General features: G+C 35.6%; 9 protein-coding genes and 1 pseudogene. 3 read left to right on the top strand and 7 right to left on the bottom strand.

Annotation, left to right across the window (positions count from 1 at the left end):
* Positions 1 to 392: 392 nt before the first annotated feature.
* From DFR56_RS20280 to DFR56_RS20255, 6 genes and pseudogenes are all read right to left on the bottom strand, one after another.
* The gene (locus tag DFR56_RS20280; RefSeq protein ID WP_110397282.1) at positions 393 to 1,163 is read right to left on the bottom strand and encodes a hypothetical protein; all 771 of its coding nucleotides are present in this window, start codon (positions 1,161 to 1,163) and stop codon (positions 393 to 395) included.
* Between the two features lie 556 nt (positions 1,164 to 1,719).
* A complete protein-coding gene (locus tag DFR56_RS20275) occupies positions 1,720 to 2,229 on the bottom strand; it encodes a YfiT family bacillithiol transferase (RefSeq protein WP_110397340.1) in 510 nt (169 codons plus the stop codon).
* Positions 2,230 to 2,878: 649 nt separating this feature from the next.
* Positions 2,879 to 4,183: a hypothetical protein gene (locus DFR56_RS20270; protein ID WP_110397281.1), complete on the bottom strand. Its 1,305-nt coding sequence runs from the start codon at positions 4,181 to 4,183 to the stop codon at positions 2,879 to 2,881.
* 162 nt (positions 4,184 to 4,345) lie between these two features.
* Complete coding sequence (locus tag DFR56_RS20265) at positions 4,346 to 5,779, bottom strand: YfcC family protein (RefSeq protein ID WP_110397280.1); 1,434 nt, start codon at positions 5,777 to 5,779, stop codon at positions 4,346 to 4,348.
* Between the two features lie 536 nt (positions 5,780 to 6,315).
* Entirely contained in the window at positions 6,316 to 7,515 is a 1,200-nt protein-coding gene (locus DFR56_RS20260) for an amidohydrolase (RefSeq protein WP_110397279.1), read from the bottom strand.
* Between the two features lie 934 nt (positions 7,516 to 8,449).
* Positions 8,450 to 8,994: pseudogene (locus tag DFR56_RS20255) on the bottom strand (DDE-type integrase/transposase/recombinase); the annotation flags it as partial.
* 139 nt (positions 8,995 to 9,133) lie between these two features.
* Between DFR56_RS20255 and DFR56_RS20250 the strand changes: the two are divergent.
* The 3 genes from DFR56_RS20250 to DFR56_RS20240 all read left to right on the top strand — a co-directional run bounded on the left by DFR56_RS20250 (position 9,134) and on the right by DFR56_RS20240 (position 12,049).
* Positions 9,134 to 9,886: a YheC/YheD family protein gene (locus tag DFR56_RS20250; protein ID WP_244916600.1), complete on the top strand. Its 753-nt coding sequence runs from the start codon at positions 9,134 to 9,136 to the stop codon at positions 9,884 to 9,886.
* A 35-nt stretch (positions 9,887 to 9,921) separates the two neighbouring features.
* On the top strand, positions 9,922 to 10,680 hold the full coding sequence (locus DFR56_RS20245) for a YheC/YheD family protein (RefSeq protein ID WP_110397277.1): 759 nt from the start codon (positions 9,922 to 9,924) through the stop codon (positions 10,678 to 10,680).
* Between the two features lie 178 nt (positions 10,681 to 10,858).
* Positions 10,859 to 12,049, top strand: coding sequence for a YheC/YheD family endospore coat-associated protein (locus DFR56_RS20240; RefSeq protein WP_110397276.1), 1,191 nt, complete (start codon positions 10,859 to 10,861; stop codon positions 12,047 to 12,049).
* Positions 12,050 to 12,230: 181 nt separating this feature from the next.
* Here the strand turns inward: DFR56_RS20240 and DFR56_RS20235 are convergent.
* Positions 12,231 to 12,401: zinc ribbon domain-containing protein (locus tag DFR56_RS20235; protein WP_146214340.1), on the bottom strand; the 171-nt coding region annotated here is incomplete at its 5' end.

Genomic DNA, 12,401 nt, shown 5'->3' with positions numbered 1-12,401 from the left:
AAACAGTTTTATGAACTCCACCTAGACACCTCGTTAATTAAAGTTATTTAAATGCCCTGATTATAAATAGAACTTATTACCTAGATTACTCCACACTCAATCCTCTAAACGGTCTAGGTCTACCCAACGCAATCTCACTAATCTGTCTAATCGTGCATCTACCATCATAAATCGTGTAGAATTAACTCCTTTAATCTTCACATTATCCGTTTAGACGTTTAATAGATTAGGTAAGAGGGGTTCAATGAAGATAAATAGAAAAGTTCTTATAAAATACGAAAAGTACTTCTTATCTTCGTAAGAGGTACCTTGTACATAATATTTATCAACTTATTCTATTGTTAAATGTATGGTTTGCTTAGCAATTTAATAATAACTGCTTAATATTACTATTATTTATTGAACTCGAACACTTCTAAACTATATTTTTCGATGGAATTTTTATCGGTTTGCTTCACGACTTCACTAAATATATTTACTGCATCATACAAGTCATTAACCTTAAGCTTTCGAAGGGAACCTTTTTCATATTTACTATGAGGTATTACTCTTAAGTATTTTTCATCAACTATACAACGGTTATGTACAATTATATTTCTTATAGCAATAAATTCTTTTAATTTAATGTTTAATTCCCGGTCTACTGTCAAAGGTATTCCGGATTTTTTACACCATTTATCAATATTTGTAAAACCTTTATTAGCTAAAGAGGACACTTTATTTTCAATTACCTCGGTAATCAGTTCATCTTTTGATTCAACCTCCAACAATTGGGCTATTGAAATATGGGGATGATTATTATGTAAAATGTTAGGTTGTACTTTTAAAATTTCTCTTACCAAATTAACAATATAAGTTTGGAAATTATCTACCTGTCTACTATAGATCATTTCTATAAATTCCTGTGAATGCCGTCTCAATTTTTTTATATGGTTTCCTGGGCTAGTCTGCATTAACTCTTCTGGACTTTTTGCAATTTCCTGCTCGGTAACTAAACCATCTACCAGCTCCAAGGTTTTTTTAGCGTGATATGGTATATAATCAATAACCATAACAGTATTGATAATAAAAAAGAAAAATTCTAAATCCTTAATAGTTGAATCAAAATACATTGCTCCTGATTTTGTCCCAGATTTTGGCTTATTAACCTGAAGTTCTGTCAATTATAATCCTCCTCTCTCCAGTAAGTGGTACGTTTATTGAGTACAATCTTATCATGTAATTTAAGAATAATACACTTTCATTAATAACATGTAATTACTTAAATCATCAACCAGCATAAAGTACTGAAACCATATCATATTCTAGATTTACCGTATCACATGCTAAAGAAATCACCTGCTTTATGGAAAATTATCGTAAAACTTGGAATTTTGCCTATTTTCACTCAAAAATCTCACTTAGACGTACTGCTGAGAGACCGTATCGCAAATAGTTGAAAAAAGTATTTATCATTGTAAAAAGTTGGGAAAAAGGCAAATGATAAACTTACAAATTGGGAAGGTGAAGAATGCAATGGAAAGGAACTTTTATAAAGATATTGGAAGATGAGTATTACGTATTACGGATAGATCGAGCTACAGGTTAGGAGTTTTGCGCCACCATCTGAGAAATAAAACAAAAAAATCTAGCCCACTTCGAGCTAGACTATGTTTATATAAAACCCCTATTTTCTTCTTCAGCCCAAATATGTATATAAAGAGATTTAATCCCAATCCCTTAACTATTTAATGCGATTTTTATATGGGCTAAATGATGCTCTTCATGCCATGCTAATTTTGCAACCTTTGTTGCAACTGTTATTTTACCGTTTATCTCATGGGTGAAAGACCGATCTAATTGCTCTTCATTTAAACTATTTCCTAAAGATACGATACGCTCATTTATGCCTTCTAGTATTTTAATTGAACTTTCTATAGTGAGCTTTGTATCTGGCTGAATTGCCCACTTGTCTTGAATGAAATTTGGTACTGTTGGATTATCATCTGTTAAAGCAAGCTTTAAACGTTGAAACATAACCAACTGAGAGTCCGCAATATGATGAACAAGTTGATAAATAGTCCAACTACCATCACGATACGTTTTGTTTAATTCTTCGTCACTTAAGGAATCCACAGTTTCTCTTAATCGAACGGTATAAGTTCCTATTTGGTTTAACCATTCTTGAACATTATCAAGTGTTACTTTTTCAGGTACTTGTAATTTGCCAATTGGATATTTTACGTCCATTTCCAATCCCCTTTCCCCTGTTCTTTTTTTCATTATATTTCAATCTTAACGTTTAATATACTTAATTGCTTAGTTCTTGTAGGTAAAAAAGTTTTTTCGTACCAAAACGGAAAGCCTTCTATTCGTATATATTCAATCAATGGTAAGCGCAGTCATCTTCAATTTATCGATTAGAATTATAGGGCTAGAAAAAAGTATAAATAGTAGCTCCCAATACTAATGAAGCAACTGAGTTTAAACTGTTTTAAACAAAGTACTGGCTTAATTACTGTGTGTTAAAATGGCTCTCAAACTTTTTTTTACTTTACTGCTAACAGGTTTCAATGAATGATAGTCTTTTAGCGAACTCTCCATCACTAATCTTACGCAAAGAGACATTAAATAACACGCTCTAAAACGTTTAAAACTGTCATATGGTTAAACCCATAGGATAAATAGGGGCTACATTTCTATATAATTAAAATTTACTGTTATATAGAATAATAAAAAACAGCATGGTAGAAAATTGAACTGCGATTCCAATGTCTCTCTAGTAGAATGCTTTTTATCATAAGTTGTTGATAAACCGACAAACTTCATATATTATTCTACTTTTTATTTTCCTCATTTTTAGTTCCCCGAATGAAACCACACTTTTCTTAAGTTTATTCTACATAAACTCCTCCTTCATGCGATACAATAAACGCGGTCGGCCTTTTTTAGCAATTTTCTCCTCACCGACTTGTTCCACAATGTCAGTTTCTTTAAAGGAAAGCAAAAGCCGCTGAGCATTACGATTACTCATATTTAATTCAAATGCAAGATCATTGGATGTAAATTGATTCCACTTTTTAAGATGAATGATGTCTCTAACTCTTTCAAAAGCTTGAATACTAATATTTTTATCTTTTAATTTATTTAATAATTGGACGTTATCCGAAATAGTTGATAAAGAATGAATATCTTTCATTGGAATGTCGACTATTTCCCCCAGATTATCAATAACGACAATTTCTTTATTTTCTACTTCTGTCTTATAGATAGCTTTTCTTGCGTTTAATTCCGCTTTTAGAGCTGAATCACCAAATCCAATACCTGCAATGATCTCTCTTTCCCACGATTTTTTTAGGCGAGTGATTGTTTGATTTAATACATTTACATTATCGAGAATTTCTCCTCTCGAACTAAAAATCATATATTTCCCGTCCCCTACCTCAATGAAAGATCCGTTCATGTCACGGCTAAGTGTGAGAAGTTCTTCATTCATTTTTAACGTAGCAAACTGAATATCATAGGATAGTTGCTCACTTTGTCCCTCGTACACTTTTGTATCAACATCTATCATACAAACACCAATTTGCGTTCGTTTAAAATAAGAAATTTGCGATCTTTGTTCAATTAACTCAATCACTTGTTTTGTTGCGAGCTTTGTTGTACTTATCCATTCGACAGGTATATTATCTCTTTTTAGAAGTTTCATCACTTCTGGATAGCATGTAAGCACTCCATCTATTTTATTTTCTCTATATAATTGGACATGGTATTCATATAAATCATAAAAATGTATATGAGCATCAAATTCTTTTACAACCATTCCCTTTAAAGGAATCGTTAATTGATCTAGTGAAACATCAACAATATTTGATTTATCTAAAATATCAATGCTTAAACAATTAATTTCACTCTTTGTTGAAGCAATAAGTTGTAAAAGAGCCTTATAAAAACCTGCTTCAATTAAATGGATGTAAAAGAACTTATTCGTATTTTTCACCGATTGCTTGGCAATTTCATAAGGTATGGGACCTGAAAATAAGAAGTAATCGAATTTTTCTTCATATGTTTTTATGATTTCAGTCGTTTCGATCGCTGTGTTATACGTTAATGGAATGAAAGTCAAATCCCCGGAAAATTCTTTTGCTACTTCTAATATTCGTTCTACCGATCTAATCGGCCCGACAACTCCGACCTTATACATGATATTACCCCCATTTTAATCGTTCTTTACTATTATAACAAAGTGATTTGACTAACAGGAATAAAGTATACGAGATAATAATACCCGAATAATAGATGTTTTTTCCTATCATTCGGGCAAGCTTGTTCATTATCTAGTTTAAATAGTGACGATAACAATCCCTTAAGAGTAGTTCATAAACTGAGCGATAAACAGGAATACAATAGCAAGGCCATACCATATAAGAAGTAGAGGCCAGATGAATTTTATCCATTTCTCCCATTTGATGCCTGCAATTGCTAATGCCGCCATAAAGTAACCGGATGTTGGGTAAAATATGTTCGAAAATCCATCCCCAAATAAGAATGCAAGTACCGCCGTTTGCCTAGTTACACCTGACAAGTCAGCAAGTCCGGACATAATCGGCATGGTAACCATTGCTTGTCCACTTCCAGACGGAATCAGGAAGTTGAGTAAAGCTTGGACGATTAACATAATTGTTGCAGTAACACCGCTTGGCATTGCTTCTACTAAATTTCCAGCTGCATAAATGATCGTATCCATAATGTTTCCATCGCTTAGCACAACTGCAACACCTCGTGCAATACCGACAACCATGGCACCTAGTAAAATATTTTTAAAACCTTGCACAAATGACTCTGAAATTTGAGAAATTCCAAGACCCCCGACAACACCAACGATAATTCCGGTCATAATGTATAAACCAGATAGTTCGCGGAAGTACCAGCCATGTTGGAGCAAACCCCAAAGTAACACTCCAAATGCAATTAATACAACAAGAGAAGCAAGTTTTTGTCTAGTCGTTGCTTTCTGTCCGTTAGTGTCTCCCATTGCTTCATTCTGTACTGAATCATTATCACCATAAGTAATACTTAACTCAGGGTTACTGCGTACTTTTTTAGCATAGCGTACAACAAATAAAATCCCTGTTAAGAGAATGATCGTAAGAATGACAATTCGGTAACCCATTCCGGAATATAGCGGAAGTTGAGATATTGACTGAGAAACCCCTAAGTTTGCAGGAGCTGTCAGCGCAACCGCAAATCCAGCAATTGTTGATATTAGCACTGCCCCTGCTGCTGTTACTTTGTCAAAACCAAGTCGCAGCATTAATGGTAAAATTGCTGGTAAATAAACTAAAGATAATTCAATTTGACCGGTAAATGTAGTAATAATTGCAAAAGGTATCATCAATATTGGAATCACCCATAGTCCTCTATTGGAAAATGTATTTGCTAGTTTTCCAACACCGAGACTAATAATTCCAGTTCGTTCAATTACCGCGAACATACCACCAATCATTAAAATCCCGAAAACAATTTCTGCTGTTTCAATAAATCCAGTCGGAATGGCGAACATAAAGTCAAATATTCCAACAGGTGTACGTTCAACAATCTCGAAAGTACCAGGGTCAATAATCTCCCTACCGTCTTCCATCGTCACACGCTCGAATTCCCCTGCAGGTATAATATAACTCGCAAGGGAGGCTATGATAATAATGAAAAATAAGACAGCGAAAATGTGTGGCATCCAAGATTTCTTCTCTTTAGCTTCTTGTTCTTTAGTTCCCGTTTTGTTTGTTTCATTCTCTTTCATAAAACTTCACCTCTATGTTTTTTAGTTTTCGACTTTATCACTATAAGTGCGTGTTCCAAAAGGTCGTTAAAAGAAGACCTGAGAAGTTCAAGGCGGCGTAGCTCCCAAGGAACAGAGCGTATGCTTTTACATACGTAGTACCTAAAAAAGCAAGCTTAGAAAACTTTGCATTCGATACGCCTTTACTGCGAATGCACTAGTTGCACTTACGACGCACAGGACGTGCTAGTACTGGCGTTGCCACCAGGCTTTTCGATGGGACGAGCATTTAGCGGAGTCCCAATGCTTTTCGGTGGGACGAGCACTTAGCGGAGTCCCAGGACGGCGCGCCTTTGGCCAGTGAGCAGTAAGAAAGGATTTATCCTTTCTAACCTGCCAACGCAGAAATTCGATGTGTCATTTTTGTTGGACTTTTTGAACAATCTCTATACTATTTAAAAATAATTGCAAATAAAGCGACAAGTTAACTTATTACCAATAAATTAATCCAATTTTAGTATCCTGTTTCTTAAAAGATTTTGTAGGTAAGTCCCTCCTCAATTTCGAGCATTTCCTGTTACATGAAGTGCTGTTAGAACATAATATTTTAAAGCAATCAATAGCGCCTCCTCACTAATATCAAATTGTGGATGGTGATGTGGGAAAACGATCCCATTTTTACTTTTCATTGCTCCAATACCAACATAACAGCCTGGTACAACATTACTAAATGCTGAAAAATCTTCTCCACCTAGCATTGGTAATGATTGTATGACTTTGATACGCTCGTCATCTTTGAATTGATGTTGCGCATTTTCAAAAATACTTTCAGTTAATTCTTTATCATTTATGACAGGATCATACCCATATTCATAAGAAAGAGTCGCTTTTGCATGATGAGCAGTTGCAACGTTCGTACAAATTTGTTCTATATTTTGCTTCATTCGTTCACGGATATCATTTGTTAAAGCGCGAACTGAACCACCAAGATATGCTTTATCTGGAATGACATTATAAGCATCCCCACTATGAAACCTTGTTACCGACACAACACCACTATCCAGTGGTCCGATAACCCTTGATGCGATATGTTGTAAGTTCGTTATGATTTGTGAGCCAATCGCCAATGCATCTACCGCTGCCTCAGGTTGTGACGCATGTCCTGATTTACCTTCTATCGTAATATCAAAAATATCAGAAGCGGCAGATATTGGTCCCTCCGTTATTTGGATTTCGCCAAGGGGGACAGTTGACCATAAATGAAGACCAAGAATGTAATCAACACCGTCTAAAACCCCTGCTTCGACCATTTCTTTTGCACCGCCTGGTGGGACCTCTTCTGCATGTTGAAATAAAAATACAAATTCACCACGTAATTCTTCTTGTAATTCTGATAATACTTTTGCTGTCCCGAGTAATATTGCCGCATGGCCGTCATGCCCACACGCGTGCATTACTCCATCTACTTTCGAAGCAAAAGGAAGATTCGTTTCCTCTTTAATTGGTAAAGCATCAATGTCTGCTCGAATAGCTATCGTTTTTCCAGATCCTTTTCCACCTTTTAAACGTCCCATCACACTCGTTTTTGTTGGGTGGGAAACTTCGACATTACCTAACTCGTTCAATTGATCGCTAATATACTCAGCTGTTTTATATTCTTTAAATGACAGCTCTGGATATTGATGCATATACCGCCGCCAATTTATCATTTGTTCGTAAGTGCTTTCAAACGCTTTTGTAGAAATTAAATGACTCATTAAAATTTCCTTTCTCTATTAACGTATAATAAACGACAATTTCGTTAATTAATATTATATGCAACTTTTCATATTAATCAAGCCTTATTATTAAAAATTATTAATTATTTGTGCGTGTTCAAAAAAGTCGATAAAAAAACAAGAAGTCCCACTAGCTAAAAACGCCTCGTCCTGCTTCTTTCGATTACTCGTCCCATCGAAAAGCCTTGGGACTCCGCTAAATGCTCGTCCCATCGAAAAGTCTTGTGGCAACGCCATTACTAGAACATTGTGTTCGCGAAGATGATGCAGCTCTAGGGGAACATAGGGTATGCTTTTATATACGTGTATACCTAAAAAACAAGCGTAGAAAATTTGGCATTCTCTAAAGAAAACACACCGATTGACAAGCCGTTAGGCGAGGGCAGAGGTGATGTTGCGCTTATGTAAGTAAACTAGCGGTAGCTAGATTATGTCGAAAGAAAACACAGGACTGGTGCAAGAAAAAGGTGGAAATACTAGTGTTCGAAAGTAGTGAAATGAAGGTGTGATTTTAGGGTATGACAATACAGATTGGAACTTTAATTGGTAACGAAATGGAAAGTAAGATAAATTTATTTCAGAAAAAATAAATCTAAAAGGGACAGCAAGAAGTCGATATTCTAGATTATTTTCCCCAATTTATGGCATTAAAAACATGGGAGGTTATTGATTAAAATTTTGGGAAGGGGGCAGTCCTTACAGCAGGGACTGCCTTTATGACTTCCAACAACAAACGGGCGTATTTCTAAAACATGGATGCGCACTTTTTGCTTTTAACTGTATATACAAATCATTAGTTTATAAAAACCCCATTTAGCTCCAACACGGAGAACTATATCATAAGTAACAGTAAACCAAATGAGTGTGATCATTAGAAAAATTGTACAAAAAACTTTATGGAAAAGTAATAGAATGGAAGAAGGGAGCTCTTTTCTTTTCTTTTCTTTTCTAAGGCGAATACAGGAATTTTTCCCGTAACTTGATGGAATGATTGATTTAATCGATTCGCTAAACGCCCAATAAATACATGTAGTTCTTCTAAGGTCAACTTACCTTGATAAGCATGGATTTCATCTAAAAATTTCTATGTGTCTCCATTTTTCCTTTTGTACGTGGGCGTCCTGCGATATACGGACGTACTTCGAAACCAAAATCTTTTGCGAATGCCGCGAACTTCCCATTCACTTTCCCTGAGCTATACTCTGTTCGTGGCTTATCCATGACCGTTTTCATATTGTCTGTGACAATTTCATGTAGGACACCGCCAATCCTTTCAAAAGCTTCAGTAAGGAACGAAAATACCATGTCCTGCGATTTCTTTAAACTTAAATGGAATAGCCGAAATCGCGAATACAATAACACCAGCACCGCCACATTCACTTCGATTTTCTCGCCATCATTCGTTTCAAATAAGATGCTTTCTTTCCAATTAAATTGTGCTTGAATTCCAGCTTTTGTTTATTGCGAACAGTTCCTTTCGGTGCGGGAATACGACCTCCCCTTTAAAATAAGCTTGGTTTGTTCTATAGCCGCTTCATTTTAATGGTTGATGCATAAAATCTAATGTAGTTAATACAAGGAGGTTAAAAAATTGCAAGTGCATAAAATTGTTAGAAGCAAGATGAAAAAAACGATACCTTTGATGCAGGATCCAAATCTCTCTCGTCATGTCCCGGAAACCCATTGGTATTCTACGGAGAGTCTTAGGAGAATGGTGCAATCTTACCCTCAAGTTTACATCAAACCAAATATAGGTAGAAAAGGTTCGGGGATTAGCCGGGTCAAGCGGATCAGCAACTCTGAATATGAGCTATCTTATGAAGAAACTACTAAGCTAGTCCCTTTCCCCGATGTTGTAAGAGATTTAACTGGTCGATTTAGTACTCGGAGGGAATATCTTGTACAGCAAGGAATAGACTTAGCTACTTTAAACGAAGGCCCTTTTCATATTCGGGTGGTTATGCAAAAGGTAAGGAATTGCTGGCGGCTTACTCTCATGTCCAGCATTGTGGCGAAGCAGAAAGATGCCGTAGTCACTAATGCATCAAGGGGAAATTTTGATTTGCATTTGGAAGAAGTTTTGCAAAAGAACGATCAAAAATTGAATCCACTAAATACACTCCGAGAATTGACCGATCTATCCCATCAAATTGTACATGTTTTGGGGTCATGTTTTCCGTTACTAGAGATTGGTTTAGACATGGGAATCGATAAGCAAGGAAAGGTATGGTTTATCGAGGCGAACACCAATCCGGACAGTAAGGGCCTCGAAAAAGTAACTGATAAAATATCGTATCAAAAATATAGAGATGCCAAAAAATGGATTCGCGAGAACGAAAGACGTGCGTGATTTAAATGGAAAATATGATATAAGTAGGTGATTTTGTGCCAATTGGAAGGCATCAAGTAAAAAGTAAATCAACGGTCGCTTATGTCCTTCAGTGTCATTCGGAAACCAATATTTACCTTCCCATCACAGAAATCCTTTCTAAAAGGACATTTTCGAATATGATTCAAAAAAATAAAAAGTTGTATATAAAGCCTGATCAAGGCAGAAAGTCTAGGGGGATTATAAGAGTTGAACGAGCAGACTCAAATTCCTATCTCCTTCGTACAAGTAATGAAGTGAATCAACAAGAATTTAATCATTTAACCCCATTATGGTCGGAAATACGGAGGTTAACTTCGGGTAGGCGTTATATCGTTCAACAGGAAATAAATAGTATGACAAAGGATTCTCGATATTTTGACCTGAGGTGTCATGCCCTTCGTGTACATGGGGAGTGGATAGTCGGTGGGATTTGTGCCAGGGTAGGTGCAGCTGGAAATATTGTCACAACTTCTCACATAGGAGGAACTCCAACACCGTTAGAGACATTATTTACCCAACTACTTGATTATAATGAAGAGGAGCAAACACAAGTGATAAAAAGACTCCATGATTGTACTCTACAAGCTGTAAAAGTAGTAAGTCCTATCTATCCTAGAAACTGGGAGTTTGCTGTTGATGTTGGGCTGGATCAGGATAAGCAGGTCTGGATTTATGAAGTAAACAATGAACCCCTCATTAGAGGCAATTTCAATCTCCTTCCTGACAAGACTCTATATAAAAGAATTAAATTTCTACGGGAAATAGCTAAGTAAAAAAATTAGTCTAGAGTTCGAATTCGGAATTTTACAGAATGTTAAAACCGCTCTATGTAAAGATAGTAACTTTTAATTTGGGCTATTCAGAAACAGATTATCTATATATGGATGAATGTCGTTTCTTTGTTTTTTAAAAAACCATACCTTATGTATGTATTGAAGGAGGGCAGAATTAATGACGGAACTAATAGTGCCTTTGAAACGTCCTATTGTGGGTACATTTATTCATTATTCATTGATTACAAGACTAAAAAACCAAAATTATAAATTCAAAAGCTACAATAGACTTTTAGAATTGGCTAAAGCAAGTGTTGAGGCAGGTGTTACCCTATTTTTCTTCTCAATTAAAGATTTTGATTTTAAGCAGAATGTGATTGTTGGTACTAGTTTTGATATAGGTTCAAACCAATGGAAACAAGATTATTACCCTTTACCTGACGTTCTCTATCATCGAGCAGGTGAAGGATCAAACAAATTTATCATCGAACATATTGAAGATATTCTTGATCAATATCAAGTAATGAAGGTTAATTACCAATCCTACTTCGATAAATGGGAGGTTTATCGAGATCTGAGTCAAATAGATGAGACTAGTAAGTATCTACCATATTCGGTTTTGTATCAAGAGGTAAGCGATTTGAAAAATTTCTTAAAACAGAATAATGAAGCTTATTTAAAAGGAGTTCGTGGTGGACGGGGGAGATGGATTTTCAGAATCCAGAAAAAGCCAAAAGGGGAATTCGAGTATAGTTACTATGTGAATAAAACGATTACAGGTCAAGCAGAATCTTGGGAAGATTTAGTTACAGAAATTTTCAAGTTTTTTGGTGAAACGAAATTTATCATCCAGAAAGAGATCAATTTAATTAAGATCAATGACAGTAAAGTTGATTTTCGTGCAGAATTACAGAGAGATGGAGAAGGTAAGATTAATATTATTGGAGTTTCTGCAAGAATTGGAAAAAACCAATCGCCTATTACCATTCATTCATCAGCATATCCTATAGAATTATTATTAAAAGAATTCCTGTATTATCCTGACATTGTATTAAAGGAATTAATGACAAAGGTTCATCAATTTCTTTTTACCATTTATGAATCCTTGGAAAAGGTGTATGGGACATTTGGAGAAATAGGAATCGATTTTGGGATTGATCAAGATGGAGATATATGGTTTATTGAGCCGAATGCTAAATCAGCAAAAGTCTCCCTTATGAAAGCTTACGATCAAGAGACGTTTCATCAGGCTTTCGTTAATCCTCTATTATTCTCCAAATATTTATATATGAAAAAAAGTAATGAGTTCGATAAAGGTTTGATGAGAAGTTGGGAATACGAAGACGAATACGAAAACGATCGTGAATGAACAGATGAAATAAGTTGTAAGTTTAATTTCACCCGGGAGGTCTTCTTGAACCTCTCATGACTGAAGTCACGAGATTCTTGGGAAGAGAGCATACTTGATTCTTAGTGGCATACACCAAAATCAGAGATTTCTCTTATTTACCAAGCTATCCCCGTAGTTCCTACGGTTCTTTTTTTTAGGGTTAAGCTAATGTGCGTAATCGTAAGCCTTCGTTTAAAATGTTTTTACTCGCATTTATATCACGGTCGTGATTTGTTTGACAAACGGGGCAAGTCCACTGCCTGATCTCAAGCGTTTTCTTGTCACCTTTGTTTCCACATTTAGAACAAATCTGACTGGAAGGAAACCATCT

The sequence above is a fragment of the Pseudogracilibacillus auburnensis genome, from assembly GCF_003201975.1.
Taxonomy (GTDB): Bacteria; Bacillota; Bacilli; order Bacillales; family Amphibacillaceae; genus Pseudogracilibacillus; species Pseudogracilibacillus auburnensis.
This window is presented reverse-complemented; position numbering and strand designations above follow the sequence as displayed.